The following is a 24,545-nucleotide window of genomic DNA, read 5'->3' as shown; positions in this document are numbered from 1 at the left end:
ATTAAAGATATTAAAGTTGCCCAAAATAAAAACACTGATATAAAGGGATGGTTATACAGTGTTACATTGTATAATCAAGCCAAAAAGTTAAGGAGTTTCACATCTAGTGAAATAGAAGGAAAGATAAAAAAGATGATGCAAAATTAGTTAATGCAATTGAAACATTATTGAATCATAAGTAAAATTTAATAGTTCATAAACGTAACTAAAATGTTCATAAAACTCATCTTAGTTACGTTTAATTTTTTATATGACAGTCACGTTTCGTTTTTTATAATGTGCAGTTATTTTTTTCAAAGCATATTCGACTTCTTCATCAGTTGGCGTATCGATCCCTTCTAAGGGGTACTCAAGACCAAGTGCCTTCCATTTATAAACGCCTAGCTTATGATACGGAAGGATTTCAACTCGATCCACGTTTATAAGTGTGCCAATAAATTCGCCTAGCTTTGTTAAATCTTCATCATCATCTGTTACCGTAGGAATCAAAACATGTCGTATCCATACAGGTTTTTGTCGTTCAGATAACAACTGCGCAAAATCGATTATGTGATCGTTTGGCATCCCTGTTAATTTAATATGTTTTTTGCGATTAATGTGCTTTAAGTCCAATAAGATAAGATCTGTATATCCTAATAGTTCATCTAGATTATTCATATACGTTTCTGACTCTGCATTAAAAGAACCGCCCGAAGAGTCGATTGTCGTATGAATCCCTTTCTTTTTACACTCTTTAAATAATTCAATCAAAAACGGCATTTGTAGCAGAGGCTCTCCTCCACTTACTGTTATGCCACCACCAGACGGTTGAATAAAAGGTAAATAGCTTTCCAATTCTTTCATGATTTCAGAAACGGATACTTTCTTCCCTGTACCAATTTCCCATGTATCTGCGTTATGGCAAAATTGACAGCGTAGAAGGCAACCTTGTGTAAATACAACATACCGTATTCCTGGGCCATCGACAGTGCCCAAGCTTTCAATTGAGTGAATGTTTCCTTCCACTAGTCCCCCTCCTTTTATAATGATTCGTGGAATGTTCGGTTAATAACATCGAGCTGTTGCTCTTTCGTTAACTTAATAAAGTTTACGGCATAACCAGATACACGAATGGTTAATTGAGGATACTCTTCAGGATGTTCCATCGCCTTCATTAATGTTTCTCGATTTAATACGTTTACATTTAAATGGTGCCCAGACTTGATTGCATATCCATCTAAAATGGACACGAGGTTGCCGATTTGGTCATCTTTTTCTTTCCCTAGTGCTTTTGGAACAATTGAGAACGTATTTGAGATTCCATCCATTGCGTCAGCGTATGGAAGTTTCGCAACCGATGCAAGTGAAGCGAGTGTACCTTTTACATCTCGACCATGCATTGGGTTAGCCCCAGGTGCGAATGGTTCTCCTGCTCGACGAGTATCTGGTGTATTACCTGTTTTCTTCCCATATACAACATTTGATGTAATCGTTAGAACGGATAAGGTATGAAGTGAATTGCGATACGTAGGATGTTTACGCAACTTCTGCATGAACGTTTCCACTAGACTTACTGCGATACTGTCTACTCGATCATCGTTGTTACCGTACTTCGGATAGTCACCAGTTGTTTCAAAATCAACTGCTAGACCATTCTCGTCACGGATTACTTTTACTTGACCGTATTTAATTGCGCTTAATGAATCAGCCACTACGCTTAGTCCTGCGATACCAGTCGCCATTGTGCGTAAGATTTTGGTATCATGTAATGCCATTTCGATTCGCTCATAACTATATTTATCATGCATGTAATGAATAACATTTAATGTGTTTATATAAAGACCTGCAAGCCATTCCATTACATTATCAAATTTTTGTATAACCTCATCGTAGTTTAAAATGTCTGAGGTAATTGGTTTAAATTGTGGTCCAGCTTGTATCTTTAGTTTTTCATCAATGCATCCGTTGATTGCATATAATAATGCTTTAGCAAGATTTGCACGCGCACCAAAGAACTGCATTTGTTTCCCGATTTCCATTGCGGAAACGCAACAAGCAATCCCATAATCATCGCCATATTCAGGGCGCATGATGTCGTCATTTTCATACTGAATTGAGCTCGTATCAATTGATGTTTTTGCACAAAATCTTCGAAAGCTCTCAGGCATTTGTGGTGACCATAAAACCGTTAAGTTTGGTTCTGGAGCTGGACCTAAATTGTTCAGAGTGTGCAAGAAACGGAAAGATGATTTAGTCACAAGTGATCTTCCGTCATTTGACATACCTCCAATTGATTCAGTTACCCATGTTGGATCACCGCTAAATAATTCGTTATAATCAGGTGTTCTAGCAAACTTTACAATACGGAGTTTCATGACAAAATGGTCAACGATTTCTTGAACCTGTTCCTCTGAAATCGCACCATTCTGTAAATCACGCTCAATGTAAATATCTAAGAAGGTAGAGATTCGTCCTATGCTCATAGCCGCTCCATTTTGCTCTTTAATCGCTGCAAGATAAGCTAAGTACAACCATTGAAATGCTTCTTGTGTATTCGCCGCTGGACGTGATAAATCAAAACCATAAATGCCACCAAGTTCTTTTAATTCTTTTAATGCTCGGTATTGTTCAGACATTTCTTCACGTAACCGAATCGTATCTTCAGACATAACGGTACTAGTATTGTGAAACTCTTTTAGCTTTTCTGCCATCAAGAAATCTACACCGTACAACGCAACACGTCGATAGTCTCCGATAATGCGTCCACGACCATAAGCATCTGGTAGTCCAGTAATGATACCTGTTTTTCGAGCAAGTACCATCTCTTTTGTGTACGCATCAAACACGCCTTGGTTATGTGTTTTTCGGTAGTCCGTAAAGATTCTCTCAGTTTCAGGGTCTAATTTGTAACCGTATGCTTCACATGCAGCTTTTGCCATTCGTATCCCACCAAATGGTTGCATCGAACGTTTAAATGGTTCATCTGTCTGAACACCCACTACTTTTTCAAGTTCCTTATTTAAATAACCAGCTCCATGAGATGTGATGGTGGATACCGTTTTCGTATCCATATCGTACATTCCACCTTTTTCTCTTTCTTGTTTTGTTAGCTCCATCACTTGTGCCCAAAGTGTATTCGTCGCTTCTGTAGGAGGCGATAAAAATTCGTCATTTCCTTTATATTCAGCGTAATTTAAATTAATAAATTCGCGTACATTTACTTTTCTTGTCCATGAACCTTCTTTAAAACCTTTCCATTGCTCCATTAAGTTCACCTCTTATGTATTGAAATCAAACTACCTTAGATAGCTTGCTCATTTTTCTGCAAAGATGTATTAACAATATTTCTCAATCATCAAACCTTTTTATTTTCGCATAATAAAAGTGCCCGTGCTGAAAAGGGTTTAAATTAAGTTTGATTGTTAGGGGGTACTATATGGCAGTGAACAAGAAGGAAGTAACAGAGGATTTATCTGGTGTAACGCAAACAATCAATGAAATGGTTGAAAAAGGCCGAAAAGCTTTAAGTCAGTTTGAAAGTTACACGCAAGAACAAGTTGATAAAATTTGTCATGCAATGGTGCTGGCAGGTTTAGATCACCATATGCGACTGGCAAAAATGGCCGTTGAAGAAACTGGCCGAGGTGTATATGAAGATAAAATCATTAAAAACATATTTGCAACTGAATATATATGGAATTCCATCAAGGATAACAAAACCGTGGGTGTAGTTAGAGAAGATAAGCAATCAGGAATTATTGAAATCGCAGAACCAGTTGGGGTAATAGCAGGTGTGACACCTACAACCAATCCAACTTCAACGACAATGTTTAAATCCATTATTTCTATTAAAACAAGAAATCCAATTATTTTTGCGTTCCATCCATCTGCACAAAACTGTAGTTTGGAAGCCGCTCGCATTCTTTTAGAAGCTGCTGTATCAGCAGGTGCACCAGAAGATTGTATTCAGTGGATTAAAGTACCTTCGATTGAAGCGACTAAACAATTAATGAACCATGAAGGTGTCTCACTAGTCTTAGCTACTGGTGGTTCAGGAATGGTAAAATCAGCATACAGTACAGGAAAACCGGCTCTAGGTGTTGGTCCAGGTAATGTTCCTTGTTATATTGAAAAAACAGCAAATATTAAACAAGCATGTAATGATTTAATGCTTTCAAAAACGTTTGATAATGGGATGATTTGTGCTTCAGAACAATCCATTGTAGTCGACGAAGCTATTTACGACGAAGTAAAACAAGAGTTACTTGATAATAAGTGTTATTTCGCAAGCCCAGAAGAGAAGAAGAAATTAGAAAGTCTTGTGATTAACGAAAATACCTGTGCGGTTAATGCCGATATTGTTGGTAAATCACCTTATGAAATCGCAACTAAAGCTGGTGTCGATGTTCCGCAAGATACAAAAATATTGATTGTGGAATGTGAACGAGTTGGTGAACCGTTAACACGTGAAAAATTAAGTCCAGTGCTTGCAGCTATTAAAGTAAAAGGCAAAGACGAAGGCATTAAAACGTGTGACGAGATTTTACATTTCGGCGGCCTAGGTCATTCTGCTGTTATCCATACAGGTGACGAAGAAATTCAAAAAGAATTCGGGCTACGGATGAGAGCGTATCGTATTATTTTTAATTCTCCTTCTACTCACGGTGGAATCGGAGACATTTACAATGCCTTTATTCCATCTCTTACTTTAGGCTGTGGCTCATATGGTAAGAACTCAGTTTCCGCAAACGTGACTTCAACTCACCTATTGAATTTCAAAAAATTAGGAAGAAGAAATACGAATATGCAATGGTTCAAAATACCGCCTAAAATTTATTTTGAAAAGTATTCAACTCAATACTTAGAAGTGATGCAAGGTATTAAGAAAGCCTTTATTGTGACTGACGCAGCAATGGTAAAACTTGGTTATGTTGACGTCATCAAATACCATTTAGAAAAACAAGGGGAAAATATTCAGATTGAGATCTTCTCCGATGTTGAGCCTGATCCATCAGACTTAACGGTATATAAAGGTGCAGAACGTATGCGTTCATTTGAACCAGATACGATTATTGCCTTTGGTGGTGGTTCCGCAATGGACGCTGCAAAAGGTATGTGGCTATTCTATGAGTATCCAGAAACTGATTTAGAAGGACCAAAATTGAAGTTCTTAGATATTCGTAAGCGTGCTTACAAGTATCCTCACCTGGGTCGCAAAGCGAAATTCGTTGCTATACCAACGACTTCAGGAACTGGTTCAGAAGTAACACCATTTACGGTTATTACTGATAAAGCGAAAAACGTAAAATACCCATTAGCTGATTATGAATTAACACCAGACGTTGCGATAATTGATCCGCAATTCGTCGCAACTGTACCAAAATCGATTACGGCTGATACAGGTATGGACGTATTAACTCATGCGATTGAAGCGTATGTAAGTGTATTAGCGAACGATTATACGGATGGTCTTGCAATGCAAGCAATCAAAATGGTATTCACTTACTTACCAAGAGCATACCATGATGGTAGCGATCTCGAGGCTCGTGAAAAAATGCATAATGCTTCAGCTATTGCGGGTATGGCATTTGCCAATGCATTCCTCGGAATCAATCATAGTTTGGCTCACAAAATTGGAGCAGAGTTCCATATTCCACATGGACGTGCGAATACCATTTTAATGCCACACGTGATCCGTTATAATTCTCAAAAACCAACCAAATTTGTGTCGTTCCCTAAATATAAGTTTTTCATCGCTGACCAGCGCTATGCTGAAATTGCTCGCATGCTAGGGCTACCAGCATCAACGACAGAAGAAGGTGTAGATAACTTAATTAAGGCGATCGTAAAATTAGGAAAAGAGTTAGGTATTGAAATGAGTATTCGAGCTCAAGGCGTGAAGGAAGAGGAGTTCTTAGAGAAAGTTTCGTATTTAGCGGATAAAGCCTTTGAGGACCAATGTACAACTGCAAACCCACGCCTACCGCTTGTAAAGGAACTTGAAGAAGTCTATTTAAATGCATATAGAGGATTTTAAATGAAAAAGCAGATGGCATAATAAAATGTACCCTTTGTAAAGGACATTGAAAAAAAGTCTATGCAACTTTAAGGAGATGATTTCTGTATTGAACAGGGGTCATCTTCTTTAAATTCCACTGATATCTATAATGATTGTAATAGTTCATATAATGTTTTATTTCTTTATTAAGCTCTTCTAAATTTTGACATGACTTAATAGAGGCTTCATCTTTAAAATGGCCAAAAAATGATTCTTGTGCAGCGTTATCCCAACAGTTTCCACGTCTAGACATTGATTGAATTAAACCTAATTTTTTTACTAGTTTTTGAAAGTCTGGGTGTGTATAATGTGTTCCTTGATCTGAATGAATGAGTGAACCTTCTACTTTCTTAAAGTTACGATTCCTTTTTAACTTCCGAAGAGTATCTGTAGCTAACTCCATTGTTATTCGGTCTGAAACATGGTATGCCATTATTTCATTTGTTGAACTATCTAAAATTGTTGATAAATATGCTTTCTGACCACTTCTTGATACGCCAGCTATCTTACAAAGGTAAGTTACCATATGTTTTATTTCAAACTTTTCAATTATGGAACGTATTAGAGTATATTTTTGGCTAGGAGAAATAACGACTACTTCATCCTCCCTTCTAAGAAACGAATCTTTTTTAGTAGTTCATTTTCAGCTTTAAGTAGATTAATTTCTGCTTCTAAACGAGCTTTCTTTTCCTCTAAGTTAGTTCTCTATTTAAAGGTCTTCCTGAGCTATCGGATCTCGTGTCACGAAGACCAAGTTCACCATTCTCTCTATACGCAGAACGCCATCTACTACCAGCAGATCGAACTCTTTTCATTCCAATCACTTCTATATCAAATCCGCACTCTTCAAATATTTGTCTCGGTAATTTTCCTTTCTTATTTTCCGAAATAAAAATACGCTTGAACTCATCGGTGTAAGTGATCCCTTTCGAACTAACTGACTTTACGTGTTGGTTTTTGGAAAGTAGATTAATTTCTTTATCTGTAAATATTTTATCGCTCATCTAATATTTCCCCGATCCCGTTTTTTCTAATTATAAACAAAAGTACCCTATAGAGGTCACTTTTTTAAAGTGTCTACTCTATAGGGTACATTTTATAATCACCATCTGCTTTTTTTATTCACAACCTGGATTTCTTGGGATTTTTTTGAACTCAACGTCTTCCACATGTCTAACTCTCTTAGTGACAATCACGACATGATTAGCTGTCCATATAAACTGAGGGAAATTATTTTCATCTACCATCATAGCCTGAAAAGTTTCACCCATCATTTCTTCAAATTCCTTTTCAGTCAGCGGATCATTTTCATACATAAATTCAATCCATTCACACTTGATCATTTTTTACACTCCTTCTAGGATATTTTTCGTTAGTTCAGTCATATTGATTTTATTAAAATATTGATAATAAATAAGGAAGGGGAGTTGAGATGGATGAACGTATTAGAGGGCCGGATGCACCCCTATCGTTTCCATTCTTTTTTTAACGAATTCGTTCTTCTATTCATCCATTTCATTTTGATCACCAAAGTAGTTCTTTACTGAAAAACTACTAACAATCATACAAACGCTTAAATGAATTCTAATTGCAAGGAGTAGTGTTGTTCAGTTGCTTTTTTTATTATTTTATGACAAGTTTTTTCTATCATCTATACAGTGTAGTTCAAAAAGAAAAGCAGAGGAATTACTCCTGTTGAACTTGTCTTTTTTGTTTGGCCTTTACACATATTTTTGTTGTTAATTTTAACTGTGCCATTACTAGCTTATAAACCTGATGAAGAATGTGTATGTAATTACTTATTTCCACGCCATAAAATACTAAACCTTCTATGAAGGATATTTATATTATGTCCTTAGCGAAATGGATTATTTAACCTAACAAAGAAAAAGACACTGATACGAGTCCTATCAAATACTTAATTAGAGTAGCGCTAGCCTCTATATTATTTGGGCTTTCACAATTCTCCATTCACATCTATCGCCTATCCATTTGTTTTCGCTACTGCACTAATCTTGATTTATATATGGAGGCGCTGAGCTATTTATAAGTACTAGGGAATATTGTAGGTGGATAAAAGGAATCTAAAGCGAATTTCCCAACGGTTCACTAATTGTATTATATTTTCCAAATGCTAAAAAGGATTAATAACAACTTAAGAGAATTGAAAAAGAAATAAAAAGTTAAACAGTAAGTTATATTAGACCGTTTTATACTTATTTCTACAGCTTTATAAAAAGTTTCTATCCACAATAGTGACAAGATATTATAGTATTTTTGCAAACAAAAAAGACACACCGTCATCGTGTGCCCTTTTTGTCTGTTACTGTGTTTCACAGTTGAAAGAAAAACGTTCACAATTTTTCTATTCATGCCTGTACCATTATGGGTACAAATATATTTTATCCATCAAAAATACATTTATACCTGTGATAGAAATGTGTGAACAAACGATAAATGTTTAACTAGATGAATTATAAGTGTTGTTTTATCAATTAGCTCCTAAGTTTGTTGATCAATTAACCATGCTTTAGTTGAAGTACGATCGACAGCTTTGGCGATCTTTTTTTTTTTTAACATACTGGCAGTTTACTTGAAAAAGGAAAGGTCAATTTTCAGTGTTTAACATCTTTATTATGCTTATAAATTCGAAGGTGAAAATAGAAATTTTATTACTACAGTTTAGAGCAGCGACTGGCTGCTTTTTATTTAAGTATTTGACTGAATAGTCTTTTTTAACATTGTACACAATTTGTACATTTTTTCACAATCCAAAATCCGATTGGGGTGTTATTATTCAAGTATAGTAATTCGCTTAAAAAGAGGAGGGGAATTAAAAGAAGAACTCTTAAAGAAAATGATAATTAATCGCTCTAAAGATATCATTCTAATGTTGTTAAAGGGATGAAAAGTATTTGAAAATCTTCAATTTTAGGAGGCAAATAGATGATTAACATTATGTTAGTTTGTTCAGCAGGTATGTCAACGAGTTTACTGGTCAACAAAATGAAAGATTATGCAACTAAGGAAGGTATCGAAGTAAATATCTGGGCAAATGCAGAAGCAGAAGTTAAATCCGTTTGGGAGAAAGCAGATATTATTCTTCTTGGACCACAAGTGAAATACCTTGAAGGAAAAATCAACGAAATGGTTCAACACAAAATCCCCGTATCTGTGATTGATATGATGTCTTATGGCACCATGAATGGAAAAAAAGTGTTGGACGATGCACTTGCTCGATTAAGATAATGGTTTCACGATAAAAAGAACAACAATTCAGGGAGGATTCACTATATGAATCGTTTCATAAAATGGATGGAAGAACACTTTGTACCAATTGCAGCTAAAATTGGTGGCCAGCGTCACTTAGTCGCAATCCGCGATGGATTCGTCGCGTTAATGCCATTAGTCATGGCCGGATCATTAGCCGTCTTATTAAATAACGTTTTCTTTACACCAGCTTCACTAATCGCAGACTGGTTTAACTTAAAACCAGAAACAAGTGGGTATCTGCAATTTACAACAAAATACCTCCAACCTTTAATGGGGAATATTTGGTGGGGAACCTTTGCGGTGCTATCACTTGTTTTGGTCTTTACAGTCGCATACAGTTTAGCAAAATCATACGATGTGAACCCTTTATCAGCTGCCGTCGTTGCTGTAGCAGGTTTTCTTGCATTAACACCTCAAGGTGTAACGATTACTTTAGCAGATGGAAAAACGACACAAGGAACATGGGGGAACTTTGGTTGGCAATACTTTAACTTCGGAGCGTTATTAACAGCGATCATTGTCACATTGGTCATCACTCAAATATTCGTCTTTTTAATGAAGAAAAATCTTACAATAAAATTACCAGATAATGTACCACCAGCAGTTGGACGTGCATTCTCGGCGATCATACCTGGTTTAGTAGCGATTATCGTTGGCGCGTTTGTGCCAGTATTATTCACAATGTTAAATGAAGCAAAAATCTTAGTCGAAACGAATCTCTTCGACTTAATTACAAAATTTATTACTGATCCATTCATGCATTTATCACAAAATCCATTCTCAGCTATTATCTATGTTTTAATGATTCAAGTTCTTTGGTTCTTCGGTTTACATGGCGGCAACATGATGGGTGCCATTACAAACGCGATTTATCTGCCACAAGTTGCAGCCAATGCAAGCGGTGGGCACAACGTCTTCACATCTGTTTTCTTTGATTCATTCGTTCACCTTGGCGGTGCCGGTGCGACATTAGCACTTGTTATCGCGATCTTTATTGCTTCTAAGCGTCGAGATTATCGCGAAATTTCAAAAATTGGCGGAGCGGCCTCACTTTTCCAAATAAACGAACCAATCATGTTTGGATTACCAGTCGTGTTAAGTCCAATATTAATCATTCCGTTCATGATCGTGCCAGTTGTCTTAACCCTTACAGCTTATGTAGCGACGGTAACAGGTTTCATTGGGTATACAAACGTAGTTGTACCTTGGGTAACACCGGTTGGTCTAAGTGCATTCTTGTCGACATCTGGAGACATCAAAGCCGCTTTAGTGGCGATTATCAACTTAGCAATTGCGGTTGTCATTTATTACCCATTCATTAAATTAGCGAACCGTCACGAATCAGAAAAAGTTTCATAAAAACTAAAATAGAGAAAAGAAGAAAGACTTCTTTTTCTCTATTTTAAAAAACAAGTAGGAGGAATGGAAATTGGAACATAACGAATTAATCTGTTTTCAAATCATTTCAGCAGTTGGTTCTGCAAAGTCCATGTATTTAGAAGCGATGACTGAAGCGAAAAATGGGGATTTCGAAAAAGCTGCTTTCTTAATAGAAGAAGGACTTGATGTTTATGCAAAAGGACATCAATATCACGCAAAATTAATCCAACAAGAAGCACGTGGTGAAAAAACGGAAATTAACTTACTATTGGTACACGCTGAAGATCAAATGATGAGCGCAGAGACGATCAAAATAATGGCAGAAGAGTTTATTATGTTATACAAGAAACTAACTGCTTTTGAGTGTGCGAAATAATGGAATTAAACGTACTGTTGCAAGTTCGCGCAGAAGAGATATACGAGCAATTGCTTCATTCTATTCTACATGATATTAAACAGAGTACAGGTCAGACAATTTCGAAAGAACAATTAGTGAAAGAATTTTCCTATCAAAAAAACATTAAAAACCGCATGGGTTATGATACACCAGTGAAAGTTCATATCGATGAGTTAATTCCATCGAAAGAATATCGTGCAACGATTGAGCATTCAAAAGGAATCAATACAATGGAATACACCCTAACCGATACCGAAAAAGGGGTCAAGATTCACTATAAAGAGAGTTACCAAGCTTCATCAACACTGCAAAATTGGAATTACAGCATAGCCTCCATTTTTTTCGCTCGAAAAAGCAAAAAGAATATGCGAAAGCAATTCGCTTATCTCGAAGAAGCTATCAACGAAAACCGATCCTGTCAAAAAGAGGTGATATGATGCCAAGATTAGGTGTCTCAATATATCCAGAACACTCTTCAAAGGAAAAAGATCTGGCGTATTTATCATTGGCTGCAAAATATGGGTTTAAACGAGTGTTTACTTGTTTATTAAGTGTTGAAGGGAAAAATGTAGACGAAATCAAAGACGAATTCAAAGAAATCATTGGTCATGCGAATTCATTAGGCATGGAAGTGATTTTGGATGTTGCACCCACTATTTTTTCGAAACTGGGGATCACTTATGAGGACTTGAGCCTTTTTGCTGAATTAGGTGCAGCAGGTATTCGATTGGATGAAGGTTTTGACGGTGCAAAAGAAGCATTCATGACGTTTAACCAATATAATCTAAAAATTGAAGTGAATGCCAGTATTGGTACGAAATATCTAGATAATATTTTAAGTTATAAAGCAAATAAAGAAAATCTTATTACCTGCCATAATTTTTACCCACAAATGTACTCAGGATTAAGCTTCAAACATTTTGAAAAATGCAGTAAGGATGTAAAAGACCTAGGTTTAAGGGTTGCTGCATTTGTTTCTAGTCAGAATAACTCAACGTTTGGACCTTGGCCAGTGAATGAGGGACTTTGTACGTTAGAGGAGCATCGTTTTCTTCCAATTGATGTAGCTGCCCGTCACTTATTCGCAACTGGTTTAGTAGATGATGTGATCGTAGCCAATGCCTATGCAAGCGAAGAAGAACTAAAGGCACTTAGTAAGGTCAATCCATCAAAGTTATCTTTCAAGATCGATTTAACTGACAAAGTGAGCGATGTGGAAAAAGAAATTATTTTTAATTTCCCTCATTTTGTTCGTGGAGACATGAGTGAATACATGGCAAGATCAACAATGTCACGTATTGCGTATAAAGATGCAAGCATTGAGCCGCATCATACCGATGAATTAAAACGTGGCGACATCATAATTATCAATAATGAATATGGTCGTTATAAAGGTGAACTTCATATTATTTTAAAGGACATGCCAAATGATGGTCGTAAAAATATAGTTGGCAGGATACCGGAAAATGAATTGAAACTCTTAGATTACATTGAACCTTGGAGAGTATTTGAAATTATCCAATAAGGAATGACACGAATTCAAAGGTAACTCATAATGGGTGGAAAATATTCTACATGTTCGCTAGTAAGTAGAAAGGTTTTCCCCCTTTTTACAGTTTTCAGACCATGAATTATACTATAGCCTATCCCAATTCTTACAAAAAATCTTGTTACTTTTTGAATGAACTAGATGTAAAAATCCAGTTGTAGCTTTAATTGAATTAAACCTTACTATTGTAAACGACCGGAGGCAAAAATGCTCCTTAAACATATTTTTATTAATCTATGCACCATTATCACTTTCTTTTATTTTGCATCACCCTATTTATGGGGTGGTCAAAAATTACGGAAAAAAAATCTAACCTTTCGAAACATTTTAATCGGAATACTATTAAGTGGGTTAACTCTTTTATTGTTAAAATTCCCTTTCATCACAAATGATAACATTTCTATTCAAATTAAATCGGTCAGCCTTCTGATTGCGACTGTTTTTTTTAGTAGTACAACGTTGATCACAATCTGCTCGTTAAATATATTCATGCTTTTATTTATAAATGGTTACAATGATATTTTTATCGCCGATTTGATTTTGCAAATATCAATTTTATGTTTCGGTCTATTTATGATTCTCCAAAACTGGAATGAAAAAAAACGCATCATCGCCCTAATCCCGTTCGCTATTTTCATCAAATTATCTGCTTTTTATGTAATTGACTTGTGGACATACTATCCAATTGGGGAAGTTGATGAAGGACGATTAATTAGAACAGTTTGCTATTGGTTAATCTTGTTTATCCCTGCTCTTTTCGTCAGTTTACACATTGCTTATCTTACGCGAAATACAGAATCAGAATTAATGAAATTAGTTGGAGAACAAGACCTAAAAAGCTAGTAAATATGTAATATGAACTAAATGAAAAAGGCATTGGATATATTATTACCATTGTCTTTTTTTATTTGTTTAACATAATATAACTTTCATAAATATAATAATTGTGTTTTATGACTACTCGCAACAATTTACTTTAACAAAACTAATCGCTATAAGAATAAAAAAGGCATTTTAGCTAAACAGATTCAATAAATTAAAAAATCTTAATGTAAACCCTTTCAAATTTTTTATTTTTCAAAAGGGATTGACAACTTATATTAAATTCATTAAGATGAATAAAAATAAAATGAAAAAGGAGACATGAACATGTTTTTCGCACGCACGAATAATGGGCTACAACATCATCATCCACCCAGGGTTTGAATCTATGGACAAAAATTGACCGTAGATGCAAGCCCTCTTCGTGTTACGAAAAAGGTGCTTGTGTCGTGCCAGAAGGCCATACAGGCATTTAACCTGTATGGCCTTTTTGTTTTTTTTAGAAGGGGGAATGTTCAATTGGATGGGAAATTAAAGCAGTCATTAGTCAATTATCGATATAAAAGAAAAATGGAAGATTATGCACTAGAGCGAGGATATATTCCGTTTCATCCTCAGTTATTTGAAGAGTATGATTCATTTTCGAGTCGAAACCCAAGATTAGCTAGAGAAGACTTAGTTGTTGTTTTAACACGTTTACAGCAAATTTTATTGTTAAGACCTGATTTAACAAGTGCATTGATGAAAGAAATTTATCCAATCGCGCTGAAGGAAGAGAAATGTAAAGTATTTTATCAATCAACAATCTATCGAAATAATGGGGTAGAGCTTGAGGAAATTAATCAATTTGGAATTGAAAATTTAGGGAAAATTACTGAAGCATCTGAAATAGAAGTAGTTATTATGGCAATTGATTTATTAAGCAATGTGCCTTTTATTTTAGAAATCGGGCATATAGGATTTATCGAAGGATTATTTAAAGAATGTAATTTAACCAAGTCGCAAAAAAACAAATTGAAAAAGCTAATTTATTTAAAAAACATAGATGAATTAGAACGGTTTATTCAGTCAATTAATTTACCGTTTCAAGCTAGACATGTTTTTGAACAGTTATTTAGTTTACAAGGTAAAGGAGAAAAACTTCATTCATTACTTAGAAGTTTAGTACTAAATAATGAAATGGAAAATGCAGTTGAAAAGGTCATCAAATTTCAAGAAATTAGCCCAAATATTCTTCTTGATTTATCAATTGTAAATGAATTTGATTATTATGACGGAATCGTTTTTAAAGGGTATTATGATCAGTTAAATAAAGAGGTTTTAAGTGGAGGACGCTATCTTCTGGTGTCTGAAGATTCGGAAAACAGTATTGATGCAATTGGATTTTCGATTGAAACAAATGCTTGGATAACATGTCAAATGAGGGATGTAAAGTGAGTTGGCTAACAGTTGCAGTTGCAAAAGGAAGACTTGAAGATGAGGTTATTAAAATATTAAGTCAGTCTGGTTATCAAAGAGTAATTGATTCTAAAACTAGAAAACTAATTTTTGAAGATGAGTTACATAAAATTAAATATTTAGTAGTGAAACCAGTGGATGTCGCTACATATGTTGAACGAGGTGTTTGCGATCTTGGTTTTGTAGGAAAAGACATTCTGCTAGAACAAGAGAAAGATGTATATGAGTTGATGGATTTAGAACTTGGAAAATGCATTTTTGCAGCAGCGGGTTTTCCAGGAACGTTAATTGATCGGGGTGATGAAACGTTAAGAGTTGCAACAAAATATCCAAATATTACTTCGAAGTATTTTCAGTTTAGGCAAAATATTGAACTTATATATTTAAACGGTTCTGTTGAATTAGCTCCAATTGTAGGAATGTCAGATATTATTGTTGACTTAGTAGAAACAGGAAGTACTTTAAAAGCAAATGGGTTAGTCATCTTAGAAGAAATGATTCCGATCAGTGCTAGAGTTATTTCAAATCGTGTAAGTTATCGATTTAACTATTTCCGTATTACTGAATTTATAGAAAAAATTAAGAAGGGTAGGAACATATATGCTGGAAATTCTATCGATTAATCAAAAAAGCGAAAAACTTGAAAGTATTATAAGCCGAACGAATTTACCTACTGTTGAGATCACAAAAAGCGTAGAAAAGATTTTATTAAATGTGAAAGAAAATGGTGATGAAGCGGTACGTCAGTATTCTTTAATTTATGATGAGGTGAAACTAAAAAGCTTTGAAGTAAGTGAAGATGAGTTTAATGAAGCCCTAGAACAAACTGATGAAAACTTAATAAATGCATTGATTGAAGCTAAGAAAAATATAGAGACATATCATGAAAAACAACTGCAAGATGGTTATAAAATAAATGAAAAAAATTCATATGTTCAACAATTAATTAATCCAATTGAAAGAGTTGGTGTGTATATCCCAGGTGGAAAAGCGGCATATCCATCAACAGTTTTAATGAATGTGATTCCTGCAAAAATAGCAGGAGTGAATGAAATTGTCATTGTAACACCACCAAATAAAGAAGGAAAAATTAAGCCTTCCATTCTTGTAGCTGCCAAATTAGCTGGTGCTACAAAAGTGTTAAAAATTGGTGGAGCACAAGCAATCGGGGCACTGGCGTTTGGAACTGAAACAATAGAAAAAGTAGATAAAATAGTTGGTCCAGGCAATATTTATGTGGCGCTCGCTAAGAAAAGTGTTTCAGGCATTGTAGGAATTGATATGGTTGCAGGTCCAACTGAGGTTGTCATATTAGCAGATGAAACAGCCAATCCGAGATTTATTGCTGCTGACTTAATGGCACAGGCAGAGCATGATGAAATGGCATCTAGTATTGTTATTACGAATTCAGAAGAGTTTGCGCAAAAAATACAGCAAGAAATACCAAACTTATTAGAAGAACAACCGAGAAAAGAAATTATTCAAAGTTCATTCGAAAATTATGGTGCCATTATCGTCGTTAAAACAATCAAGGAAGGAATTGAGCTTGTGAATAAGCTAGCGCCTGAACATCTTGAGCTAATGATAAAAAAACCAGAGTCGTTCGTTCATAAAATTAAAAATGCTGGTGCTATTTTTTTAGGAGACTATACTCCAGAGCCTGTTGGCGATTACTTTGCGGGAACGAATCATACATTACCAACTAGCGGAACTGCAAGATTTACCTCGCCATTAAATGTAAATGATTTTCAAAAGAAAACATCCGTTGTTTATTACAATAAGGCTGCCTTAAGAGAAGCAAGAAAACATATAGAATTAATCGCAGAAGAAGAAGGACTATTTGGTCACGGTAAAGCAATTAGTATTCGATTTGAGGAGGATTCAAAGTGAGAACTGCAATGATAACAAGACAAACAAATGAAACAAATATTCGTTTGAAATTAAATTTAGATGGTGGTGGAGAAAGTACTATTCAAACTGGTATTGGCTTTTTAGATCATATGTTAACGTTATTTTCATTCCATAGTGGAATAGACTTAGAAGTATTTTGTGAGGGTGATCTAGAAGTTGATGATCATCACACAACAGAAGATGTTGGAATTGCGCTAGGTAAAGCCTTATTAATTGCGTTAGGCGAAAAAATTGGCATTAATCGTTACGGTTCATGCTACATTCCAATGGATGAAACGTTAGCAAGAGTTGTCGTCGATTTTAGTGGAAGACCGTATCTAGTATATAATGACCGAACAGTAAGAGAACGAATAGGAATGATTGATACACAGAATTTTAAAGAATTTTTTAAATCATTAAGCTCTGAAGCTAGAATGAATTGTCATATGGAAGTTTTATATGGAGAAAATGATCACCACAAAATTGAAGCTTTATTTAAAGCATTTGGCAGAGCGGTAAAACAAGCAGTTGAAGTAACTTCAACTAAATTACCTTCCACGAAAGGAATGTTATAAGTGAATATTATTATTGATTATGGTGTAGGTAATTTAGATTCATTAAAAAGAGCATGTGAAGAGATTGATTTTCCTGTAGTTATTACAAATGAAATAGATGTAATTGAGCAAGCTTCTTCTATTATTCTCCCAGGAGTTGGGGCATATGAAGCAGCGATGAACGAATTAAATCGACTTGGTTTAGTAAATTGTATAAAGTCTAAGGCAAAAAGCGGTACTCCGATTTTAGGAATTTGTCTAGGAATGCAATTACTATATGAATTTAGTGAAGAAAATATTGGAGTAAGGGGGCTTGGCTTAATTAAAGGTCAAGTAAAACGTATACCTGACTTTGTAAAAGTTCCACATATGGGCTGGAACAAGTTAAATTTTACTAAAGTGGAATCATTATTAAAATATATAAATCAAGGCGATTATGTGTATTTTGTACACTCATTTTATATTAGTTCAACAAATGATGAGCTTTTAGCTTATTCCGAATACGGGGTAAAGATTCCAGCGATTATTAAATCCGATAATATTTACGGAATGCAATTTCATCCTGAAAAAAGTGCAGAAACAGGTCTGAAATTATTAAAAGCATTTAAGGAGATGTGTATATATGATTCTATATCCAGCAATTGATGTAAAGGACGGTAATTGCGTTCGCCTTGAGCAAGGAGATTTTAATAAGAAAGTAATTTATAAGAGTTCACCACTTGAAGTTGCGCTAGATTTTGAAAAAGCAGGTGCAAAAGTATTACATATCGTTGATTTAGATGGAGCAAGAACTGGAGAAAGGAAGAATGCTTCTGTTATAAAAGAAATCGTTCAAAATACGAATTTAAACATTCAGTTAGGTGGAGGAATAAGGTCACTAGATTCGATTTCGTTTTGGTTAGAATTAGGTGTTGATAAAGTAATTTTAGGGACAGCTGCAATTAATAATAGACAACTTTTAGAACAAGCTGTTCTAAAATACGGTGATCGAATCATTGTAGGCGTAGATGCAAAAAACAGTTTTGTAGCCATAAATGGATGGGAAGAATCGACAAATCAAGATAGCTTTGAATTTTGTAAACAGCTAGAGTTGCTTGGTGTGAAAACAGTTGTTTACACTGATATATCAAAGGACGGCATGTTAAGTGGACCTAATTTAGAAGCATATAAAAGATTAGCTGAAGAAACAAACCTAAATATTATTGCTTCAGGTGGAGTGAGCTCGATCAATGATCTGAAGTCACTTCGCAGGTTAAATATTTATGGTGCGATATCTGGTAAAGCATTATATGAAGGAAAATTTACAGTTGAGGAGGCACTTAAATGCTTGCAAGAAGAATTATACCGTGCTTAGACGTTCGTAATGGACGCGTCGTGAAAGGAAAACAGTTTACAAGTATTCAAGATGTTGACTCACCTACGAAACTTGGAAAATATTATAGTGATAATGGTGCTGACGAGTTAGTATTTTACGATATTACGGCCTCAAATGAGGAAAGAGATATTTCATTGAAATTTGTTTTAGAAGTAGCGAAGGAATTGCGTATTCCTTTCAGTGTTGGAGGGGGAGTACGTTCGATTGATGATTTTACGAAACTATTAAGAAATGGAGCCGATAAAGTATCAATCAATTCTGCCGCAATTTTAAATCCGAATTTAATTAAGGAAGCATCTGATCGTTTTGGATCGCAATGTGTGGTGCTTTCAATTGATGCAAAGTTAAATAAAGATGGCAATTATAAAGTTTTTATAAATGGTGGTCGGAAAGAGACTGAATGGGATGCGAGTGATTGGGCAAAGAAAGGTGTGGAGCTTGGAGCGGGTGAAATTGTCTTAAATAGCATCGATGAAGATGGTATGAAAAGAGGGTTTGATATCCGATTGCTGCAAAAAATTACTAATGCAGTTAACGTTCCGGTTATCGCATCTGGTGGCGCTGGAAAAGTAGAACACTTTTATGATGCGATTGAATATGCCAATGTCGATGGAGTTTTAGCAGCATCCGTATTCCATTTTGGAGAAATCAAAATTAGTGAATTAAAAGACTATTTAAATGAAAAAAATATTCCAGTTCGAATATAGGAGGAGAAAACATGTTTTTTGATATCGAAAAAATTCGCTTTAATGAACAAGGGTTAGTACCAGCAATTGTGCAAGATATTAGCACGAAAGAAGTATTAATGTTGGCATATATGAATAATGAATCAATTAAACTCACAATCGATACTGGATTTGCTACATTTTATAGTAGAAGTCGTAGGTCAATTTGGAAAAAAGGAGAAACATCGGGGAATCTTCAATATGTCAAATCGATTTCTTATGATTGTGACCAAGATTCAATTTTACTACAGGTTGAACAAGTAGGAGTAGCTTGCCACACAGGAAGCTACAGTTGTTTTTCCGAAAAATTAACTTTAATGCAAGAAAAAAATATAGTTCAAAATGAATCATTAAGTTATTTGCCAAATCTCTATGAAACGATACAAGACCGAAAAAAGAATCCGATTGAAGGATCCTATACAACATATTTATTTAATGAGGGCATTGATAAGATATTGAAAAAAGTAGGCGAAGAGACAAGCGAAGTAATTATTGGAGCAAAAAATGAAGGAACTGAAGAATTAATTTATGAAATTAGTGATCTTGTCTATCACACAATTGTTTTAATGGTTGAAAAAGGAATAAAACTTGAAGAGATAAACAATTGCTTAATAAATAGGAAGGAGAAAGTAAAATCTTGAAAATTGATGGTCACACGCATACACAATATTGTCCGCACGGAAGTGGTGATGACGTACAATTAATGATCGAAAGAGCGATTGAACTTGGGTTCGATGAATACCATATCACTGAACATACACCAGTACCATCATCATTTAAAAACTGCTTAAAGCCAAATGATGCAGTTGCTTCGCTTGCGATGTCTGAAAATGAAGTAGACGAATATATTAACGAAATGGATAAAGTAAGAGACAAGTATAAGGATCGAATTCGTATAAAAGTTGGATTTGAATACGATTATTTACCGGGTGAATCAGTATGGTTTAAAAACTTTTTAAAAGAATACGGTAAATATTGTGACACAGGACTTTTATCAGTCCATTACTTAGAAGGAATAAATGGATGGCATTGTATAGATTATAAAGCTGAAGATACTCTTACTGGCTTAGTAAATTACTATGGGAGTGCAGAAGCGTTTCAACTTGCTTATTACGATCTAGTAAAACAGTCAATCATTGAAGATTTTGGTCCATTTAAACCAAAAAGAATAGGACATATGACTTTATGTAATAAATTTAAGCAATTTTTGAAATGTGATGATACAGAAAAGATCCTAAATAAACAAGTTGAACTATTAAAGCTAGTAAAAGAAAAAAATTATATTTTAGACTATAATACAGCAGGATTATTTAAAGAGTATTGTGGTGAAACATATCCACCAAACCATGTCGTTGAAATTGCAAATTCCTTAAATATAGAGTTAATGTATGGTTCTGATTCCCATAGTGTAAAAGATGTTGGAAGAGGATATGAGGTTTATTTTTCGAAAAGTAAAAGGTGAAACTGAACTGTTAGACCATTTATGAGTAAATAATTTTCATGTTTTTACTAATTAGCCTACTCATGAATCCCTTATGAGAACCAATTTTTATGTTTTGGCTTTTTTACATACTCATGAAGCACTCATGAGTAAGGAGACATGAACTTTTATGATTTTGCTTTTATTTCAACACACACTGACGATAAATTGATAATTTATCGTTTTTTTTTTTTGCGATAATTTTCTTAAAATAGTGAAATTCCTCCAAATTACAAATATCAAACATTAATGTATAATTAAGAAAAATTAGAAATTTTTTACTAATTATCGTTTACATAAAGGGAGAATTTGAATGTCAAATATTTTTTGGATCATATTAGGGGCTTTATTAATGAGTACTATTGATTATTTGATGTTTTATTTTGGACTTGTTAATACCGAGAATCAAAGATGGAACTGGTTTGAAAAACGAACAAAGTTTCAAAAAATTAGTATACTTTCTGGTGTGTTTTTAGTTATGTTTGTACTTAACATTCTAAGTTAATTGTTAATGCTACTAAAAGAGTCATCTTTGTGACATTTTTCCTTTTTATAGATGTATTTTTGGCTAATTTCTAGAAGGTTGATCACAAAGATCCAAATGTTATAAGAAAGTTAAAAAATAAAAGGTAAAAATAGCCATTTGTTGAATAAATAAACAGTGGTGACCTCAATATCAATCAATCCTTATCATTTAGTTCAAATTTAGTCCTACTTTATTAATGACAGTTTAATGGTTATGAGGAGACTCAGAAGTTATTTCTAAAAATTATTAGAGTTTAAAAAAGGAGCGAATTTTTTTGAATCGAAAAGAAATGTTTTTAAACGTATTAGACAAAACATTTAATAAGGAAAGTTGGTTTGCTCCTCTAAAAGATTCAATTGAAGGAATTTCAGCTGAACAAGCTAGTTGGAGACCATCAGGGGAAGCAACTAAGTCAATTTGGGAAAACGTTAATCATCTCCTTTATTACAAAGAGAAGATTGTAGCAATTTTAGAAGGTAGCGAGTGGACACAAAACTTAGACGGTGACCAAACATTCTTTTTTACTGAACCAACGAATGATGTAAATGAATGGAAGAAGGTAGTTGAACGTTTGGAGAATACTAGTTGTAGTTTAAGACAGCTATTGAGTAATATGACAGATGATGAATTAATGAGAAATTCTTTTGAAGTAAAATTAATGGATTTATTATTACATGACGCTTACCATACTGGACAAATTATTCAAATAAGAAAAATCCAAGGATCGTGGCCATCACATCGTTGACTTAATCAATAAAGGCTAGGAAAGGGGTTTGAAGGTACAGGCATAATGACAAAAGCTTGTCATGCATTTGTTAATTATGCATAAACAGATCTATTGCTAAATCGGGTCGAGATTCGTGCTGCAGTTGAAAATACAAAAAGCCGTGCTATACCTGAGAGGTTAGGATTTTTTCAAGAAGGTCGGATCAGGAGGGCCGAATGGTTGTATGATCATTATGTAGATCACATCGTTTATGGGATGTTAGCGGAAGATTGGGTTTCATTAAGGAAATAATGTTAATTTCATATCAAACTTTTTTTCTTGCATGAAAAGTATTAATACTTCAAATACTTCATTTGAAAGGACTTACTAATTATTTTTGTATAGTGATTAATTACTCATAATGCTTGTCTAGCGTGATGATCTTAACTGCATGTAAGAAAAGGAGAATATCAATGCATTGGTATGAAAAACTAAATCAGTATTTTCCAGTTGAAGAAATGAAATCAAGGGAACATATGGAAACTTTATTGAAAGAGCGGTCAGAAATTTACCATAAAGATGAAGGTCCACATCATGTTTTAATGTACGCGGAACTAGATGATTTTGTATTTATCGATTACTTGTTCGTTTCGAAAGATGCTCGTGGACAGGGTCTTGGGTATAAATTGCTTGAAAAGCTAAAGAAGAAGGGTAAACCGATTATTTTAGAGGTTGAACCAGTTAATTATGAAGATACAGATACAGAAAAAAGGCTTCGCTTTTATAAAAGAGAAGGATTTGAGCATGCTCAGTCGATTGGATATAACAGACGCTCACTAGCTACTCAAGAAATAAACCCTATGGAGATTTTGTACTGGTCTCCAAATAATGAGGGTGAAGAAATGATTTTTAAAGCGATGAAAAAAACATATAATATGATTCATTCATATAGGGATACCCATTTTTACGGTGAATCTTATCAGCCAGTAGAGGAAGTTTTAACCTTTGGAGAAAATAATAGCAGTCAAAATCTCTTAGAAGACATATAACAAAGCGAAATCAAAAACGACTGAATACCTCAGTCGTTTTTTCTAATTACACACCCATACGTTTGCGTTGATTGTTTGGTTTTTTAGAAATTTGATTCTTTTTCGTCAGATCTTTAACAGCATTTACTCCAGTATTTTGATTTGAATTTTGCTGTTTTTTGCTAGCTAACTTTTGCTTCATTAATTCCTGAAGACTAACTTTTTTTGGTTCATTTGTATTTTCGCTCATAAATTTAGTTTCCTCCAATTTAATCATACTTTTATAATGACTTGTTGAAGGAAAATTAGCAAGTACATTTAAAAGAATTAAAAGTTCTATTAGCTTTCTTTTTCTGTATTTTTCTTATGAAATTCTTCCATTTTTTCACTCTTTGAATAAGCAGATTCCTCAGAATGTCCAAATTGATTGACAGAACTTTTCTGTGGACCTTTGTTTGTATGTCCTTTAGCCATGTTTAACCCTCCTTTTTTATTATTATGTGCTTAAATTCCTTGAATAATCTTTTATTTAAAATGGGAATCTATTTATGATAATTGGATTAGGAGGAAGCAAAATGACAAGCAAAAATGGCAGTAAAGGAAGTAAAAATCAAAACGCACCAGAACTTCATGGACAAGCACCTACTAGTGGTGACAACACAAAAGGAAATGACTATCGCTCTAAAAAGGGTAGTAAATCACAAACTGAATTACACTAAAATTTTCATTTAAAAAAGAGCTTGGATTTCCCCAAGCTCTATATTTGTTCTAACTAAGTTCAGTCTTGAACATTAAATCCTTCTTCATCTAAATATTCACAAGCTTCACCATAGCTATTGAATGTACCATCAAGATTTTCTCCTGCGTAAACATTCCACATGTCCATTTCTGAAACAAGTTTAAGTACTTGTCCATTCGCATTAACCCATATTTCTTCTACTTCTTCATCCTCTTCAAAAATTGGTTCGAATGATAGGCTTTCAATTGATTTAGTAAGTACTGTACGAAGTTCCTCTTCAGTAAATTCTCTTATATTTACCATACCTTTTTCGTTTGTGTTGTACCCTTTTATACCTTCAGCATAGACAAAGCCATTACCATTAGGATGTAAATGAAATACCACATTCTTTTTTTCTTTTAAGCTTTCTTCATATTGAAAATTTGTACGTCCAAGTGAAACTGGCTTTTTAGTTAATTCTGGAAATGATTCAATAATTGTTAATTTTTCTTCGTAAGTTAGCATAATGCCTCCAAATAAATATTCTTTTACCTATGTTTTGTATGTAACGTAACAAATATAACAAAAATCTTTTGAAAATGACATAGAATTGTCACAATTTCAGCT

At 34.3% G+C, this 24,545-nt stretch carries 26 protein-coding genes and 2 pseudogenes; 21 read left to right on the top strand and 7 right to left on the bottom strand.

Annotation, left to right across the window (positions count from 1 at the left end):
• Positions 1-246 precede the first annotated feature (246 nt).
• Positions 247-1,005 (bottom strand): pyruvate formate-lyase-activating protein, encoded by a 759-nt coding sequence (gene pflA, locus MY490_RS14170; protein ID WP_248266307.1) that lies wholly within the window; start codon positions 1,003-1,005, stop codon positions 247-249.
• Between the two features lie 14 nt (positions 1,006-1,019).
• Positions 1,020-3,245 (bottom strand): formate C-acetyltransferase, encoded by a 2,226-nt coding sequence (gene pflB, locus MY490_RS14165; protein ID WP_248266306.1) that lies wholly within the window; start codon positions 3,243-3,245, stop codon positions 1,020-1,022.
• Between the two features lie 170 nt (positions 3,246-3,415).
• On the opposite strand from pflB, the gene adhE reads away from it, so the two are divergent.
• Entirely contained in the window at positions 3,416-6,016 is a 2,601-nt protein-coding gene (gene adhE / locus MY490_RS14160) for a bifunctional acetaldehyde-CoA/alcohol dehydrogenase (protein WP_248266305.1), read from the top strand.
• Positions 6,017-6,074: 58 nt separating this feature from the next.
• Here the strand turns inward: adhE and MY490_RS14155 are convergent.
• Positions 6,075-7,041, bottom strand: a pseudogene (locus MY490_RS14155) (IS3 family transposase).
• A gap of 114 nt (positions 7,042-7,155) precedes the next feature.
• Positions 7,156-7,380, bottom strand: coding sequence for a hypothetical protein (locus MY490_RS14150; protein WP_248266304.1), 225 nt, complete (start codon positions 7,378-7,380; stop codon positions 7,156-7,158).
• 1,603 nt (positions 7,381-8,983) lie between these two features.
• On the opposite strand from MY490_RS14150, the gene MY490_RS14145 reads away from it, so the two are divergent.
• The 19 genes and pseudogenes from MY490_RS14145 to MY490_RS14055 all read left to right on the top strand — a co-directional run bounded on the left by MY490_RS14145 (position 8,984) and on the right by MY490_RS14055 (position 23,221).
• Positions 8,984-9,286: a PTS sugar transporter subunit IIB gene (locus tag MY490_RS14145; protein WP_248266303.1), complete on the top strand. Its 303-nt coding sequence runs from the start codon at positions 8,984-8,986 to the stop codon at positions 9,284-9,286.
• 45 nt (positions 9,287-9,331) lie between these two features.
• Positions 9,332-10,669: a PTS sugar transporter subunit IIC gene (locus MY490_RS14140; protein ID WP_248266302.1), complete on the top strand. Its 1,338-nt coding sequence runs from the start codon at positions 9,332-9,334 to the stop codon at positions 10,667-10,669.
• Positions 10,670-10,739: 70 nt separating this feature from the next.
• Complete coding sequence (locus MY490_RS14135; RefSeq protein ID WP_248266301.1) at positions 10,740-11,066, top strand: PTS sugar transporter subunit IIA; 327 nt, start codon at positions 10,740-10,742, stop codon at positions 11,064-11,066.
• Entirely contained in the window at positions 11,066-11,524 is a 459-nt protein-coding gene (locus MY490_RS14130) for a DUF3284 domain-containing protein (protein ID WP_248266300.1), read from the top strand. Before MY490_RS14135 ends, MY490_RS14130 begins: the two co-directional genes overlap by 1 nt.
• On the top strand, positions 11,524-12,612 hold the full coding sequence (locus MY490_RS14125) for a DUF871 domain-containing protein (RefSeq protein WP_248266299.1): 1,089 nt from the start codon (positions 11,524-11,526) through the stop codon (positions 12,610-12,612). Before MY490_RS14130 ends, MY490_RS14125 begins: the two co-directional genes overlap by 1 nt.
• Before the next feature lie 231 nt (positions 12,613-12,843).
• A complete protein-coding gene (locus tag MY490_RS14120) occupies positions 12,844-13,479 on the top strand; it encodes a hypothetical protein (RefSeq protein WP_248266298.1) in 636 nt (211 codons plus the stop codon).
• 498 nt (positions 13,480-13,977) lie between these two features.
• On the top strand, positions 13,978-14,895 hold the full coding sequence (locus MY490_RS14115) for an ATP phosphoribosyltransferase regulatory subunit (protein ID WP_248266297.1): 918 nt from the start codon (positions 13,978-13,980) through the stop codon (positions 14,893-14,895).
• On the top strand, positions 14,892-15,539 hold the full coding sequence (gene hisG / locus MY490_RS14110; RefSeq protein WP_248266296.1) for an ATP phosphoribosyltransferase: 648 nt from the start codon (positions 14,892-14,894) through the stop codon (positions 15,537-15,539). The genes MY490_RS14115 and hisG overlap by 4 nt, the downstream gene beginning before the upstream one ends.
• The gene (hisD, locus tag MY490_RS14105) at positions 15,520-16,806 is read left to right on the top strand and encodes a histidinol dehydrogenase (RefSeq protein ID WP_432707082.1); all 1,287 of its coding nucleotides are present in this window, start codon (positions 15,520-15,522) and stop codon (positions 16,804-16,806) included. The genes hisG and hisD overlap by 20 nt, the downstream gene beginning before the upstream one ends.
• Positions 16,803-17,381: an imidazoleglycerol-phosphate dehydratase HisB gene (gene hisB / locus MY490_RS14100; RefSeq protein ID WP_282439798.1), complete on the top strand. Its 579-nt coding sequence runs from the start codon at positions 16,803-16,805 to the stop codon at positions 17,379-17,381. The genes hisD and hisB overlap by 4 nt, the downstream gene beginning before the upstream one ends.
• Positions 17,382-18,005, top strand: coding sequence for an imidazole glycerol phosphate synthase subunit HisH (gene hisH, locus MY490_RS14095; protein ID WP_248266294.1), 624 nt, complete (start codon positions 17,382-17,384; stop codon positions 18,003-18,005). It abuts the gene before it with no gap.
• On the top strand, positions 17,983-18,714 hold the full coding sequence (gene hisA, locus MY490_RS14090; RefSeq protein WP_248266293.1) for a 1-(5-phosphoribosyl)-5-[(5-phosphoribosylamino)methylideneamino]imidazole-4-carboxamide isomerase: 732 nt from the start codon (positions 17,983-17,985) through the stop codon (positions 18,712-18,714). The genes hisH and hisA overlap by 23 nt, the downstream gene beginning before the upstream one ends.
• Complete coding sequence (gene hisF / locus MY490_RS14085; protein WP_248266292.1) at positions 18,684-19,442, top strand: imidazole glycerol phosphate synthase subunit HisF; 759 nt, start codon at positions 18,684-18,686, stop codon at positions 19,440-19,442. The genes hisA and hisF overlap by 31 nt, the downstream gene beginning before the upstream one ends.
• An 11-nt stretch (positions 19,443-19,453) precedes the next feature.
• The gene (hisIE, locus tag MY490_RS14080; RefSeq protein ID WP_248266291.1) at positions 19,454-20,101 is read left to right on the top strand and encodes a bifunctional phosphoribosyl-AMP cyclohydrolase/phosphoribosyl-ATP diphosphatase HisIE; all 648 of its coding nucleotides are present in this window, start codon (positions 19,454-19,456) and stop codon (positions 20,099-20,101) included.
• On the top strand, positions 20,098-20,922 hold the full coding sequence (gene hisJ / locus MY490_RS14075; RefSeq protein ID WP_248266290.1) for a histidinol-phosphatase HisJ: 825 nt from the start codon (positions 20,098-20,100) through the stop codon (positions 20,920-20,922). Before hisIE ends, hisJ begins: the two co-directional genes overlap by 4 nt.
• Positions 20,923-21,253: 331 nt before the next feature.
• Complete coding sequence (locus tag MY490_RS14070) at positions 21,254-21,445, top strand: hypothetical protein (RefSeq protein ID WP_248266289.1); 192 nt, start codon at positions 21,254-21,256, stop codon at positions 21,443-21,445.
• Positions 21,446-21,740: 295 nt separating this feature from the next.
• Positions 21,741-22,211, top strand: coding sequence for a DinB family protein (locus tag MY490_RS14065; RefSeq protein WP_248266288.1), 471 nt, complete (start codon positions 21,741-21,743; stop codon positions 22,209-22,211).
• 15 nt (positions 22,212-22,226) lie between these two features.
• Positions 22,227-22,484, top strand: a pseudogene (locus tag MY490_RS14060) (GNAT family N-acetyltransferase); the annotation flags it as partial.
• A 161-nt stretch (positions 22,485-22,645) separates the two neighbouring features.
• Positions 22,646-23,221 (top strand): GNAT family N-acetyltransferase, encoded by a 576-nt coding sequence (locus MY490_RS14055; protein WP_248266287.1) that lies wholly within the window; start codon positions 22,646-22,648, stop codon positions 23,219-23,221.
• A gap of 46 nt (positions 23,222-23,267) precedes the next feature.
• Here the strand turns inward: MY490_RS14055 and MY490_RS14050 are convergent, their stop codons facing one another.
• Positions 23,268-23,450 (bottom strand): hypothetical protein, encoded by a 183-nt coding sequence (locus MY490_RS14050; protein ID WP_248266286.1) that lies wholly within the window; start codon positions 23,448-23,450, stop codon positions 23,268-23,270.
• Positions 23,451-23,539: 89 nt separating this feature from the next.
• Positions 23,540-23,674 carry a hypothetical protein gene (locus tag MY490_RS22165; RefSeq protein WP_282439797.1) on the bottom strand — a complete coding sequence of 45 codons (135 nt, stop codon included), beginning with the start codon at positions 23,672-23,674 and terminating at the stop codon, positions 23,540-23,542.
• Between the two features lie 101 nt (positions 23,675-23,775).
• Between MY490_RS22165 and MY490_RS14045 the strand changes: the two genes are divergently transcribed.
• Positions 23,776-23,919 (top strand): imidazoleglycerol-phosphate dehydratase, encoded by a 144-nt coding sequence (locus MY490_RS14045; RefSeq protein WP_248266285.1) that lies wholly within the window; start codon positions 23,776-23,778, stop codon positions 23,917-23,919.
• A 59-nt stretch (positions 23,920-23,978) separates the two neighbouring features.
• On the opposite strand, the gene MY490_RS14040 is transcribed toward MY490_RS14045, so the two are convergent.
• Positions 23,979-24,443, bottom strand: a complete 465-nt coding sequence (locus tag MY490_RS14040) for a hypothetical protein (protein ID WP_248266284.1) — start codon at positions 24,441-24,443, stop codon at positions 23,979-23,981.
• Positions 24,444-24,545 lie beyond the last annotated feature (102 nt).

This window comes from Gottfriedia acidiceleris, assembly GCF_023115465.1.
GTDB classification, from domain to species: Bacteria; Bacillota; Bacilli; order Bacillales; family Bacillaceae_G; genus Gottfriedia; species Gottfriedia acidiceleris_B.
This window is presented reverse-complemented; position numbering and strand designations above follow the sequence as displayed.

Bases quoted from the DNA above. Each gene is read 5' to 3' on its own strand.
- pflB (WP_248266306.1), bottom strand. From the start codon at position 3,245: ATGGAGCAATGGAAAGGTTTTAAAGAAGGTTCATGGACAAGAAAAGTA.
- adhE (WP_248266305.1), top strand. From the start codon at position 3,416: ATGGCAGTGAACAAGAAGGAAGTAACAGAGGATTTATCTGGTGTAACG.
- MY490_RS14150 (WP_248266304.1), bottom strand. From the start codon at position 7,380: ATGATCAAGTGTGAATGGATTGAATTTATGTATGAAAATGATCCGCTG.
- MY490_RS14145 (WP_248266303.1), top strand. From the start codon at position 8,984: ATGATTAACATTATGTTAGTTTGTTCAGCAGGTATGTCAACGAGTTTA.
- MY490_RS14140 (WP_248266302.1), top strand. From the start codon at position 9,332: ATGAATCGTTTCATAAAATGGATGGAAGAACACTTTGTACCAATTGCA.
- MY490_RS14130 (WP_248266300.1), top strand. From the start codon at position 11,066: ATGGAATTAAACGTACTGTTGCAAGTTCGCGCAGAAGAGATATACGAG.
- MY490_RS14125 (WP_248266299.1), top strand. From the start codon at position 11,524: ATGCCAAGATTAGGTGTCTCAATATATCCAGAACACTCTTCAAAGGAA.
- MY490_RS14120 (WP_248266298.1), top strand. From the start codon at position 12,844: ATGCTCCTTAAACATATTTTTATTAATCTATGCACCATTATCACTTTC.
- hisA (WP_248266293.1), top strand. From the start codon at position 17,983: ATGATTCTATATCCAGCAATTGATGTAAAGGACGGTAATTGCGTTCGC.
- hisF (WP_248266292.1), top strand. From the start codon at position 18,684: ATGCTTGCAAGAAGAATTATACCGTGCTTAGACGTTCGTAATGGACGC.
- hisIE (WP_248266291.1), top strand. From the start codon at position 19,454: ATGTTTTTTGATATCGAAAAAATTCGCTTTAATGAACAAGGGTTAGTA.
- MY490_RS14070 (WP_248266289.1), top strand. From the start codon at position 21,254: ATGTCAAATATTTTTTGGATCATATTAGGGGCTTTATTAATGAGTACT.
- MY490_RS14055 (WP_248266287.1), top strand. From the start codon at position 22,646: ATGCATTGGTATGAAAAACTAAATCAGTATTTTCCAGTTGAAGAAATG.
- MY490_RS14050 (WP_248266286.1), bottom strand. From the start codon at position 23,450: ATGAGCGAAAATACAAATGAACCAAAAAAAGTTAGTCTTCAGGAATTA.
- MY490_RS22165 (WP_282439797.1), bottom strand. From the start codon at position 23,674: ATGGCTAAAGGACATACAAACAAAGGTCCACAGAAAAGTTCTGTCAAT.
- MY490_RS14045 (WP_248266285.1), top strand. From the start codon at position 23,776: ATGACAAGCAAAAATGGCAGTAAAGGAAGTAAAAATCAAAACGCACCA.
- MY490_RS14040 (WP_248266284.1), bottom strand. From the start codon at position 24,443: ATGCTAACTTACGAAGAAAAATTAACAATTATTGAATCATTTCCAGAA.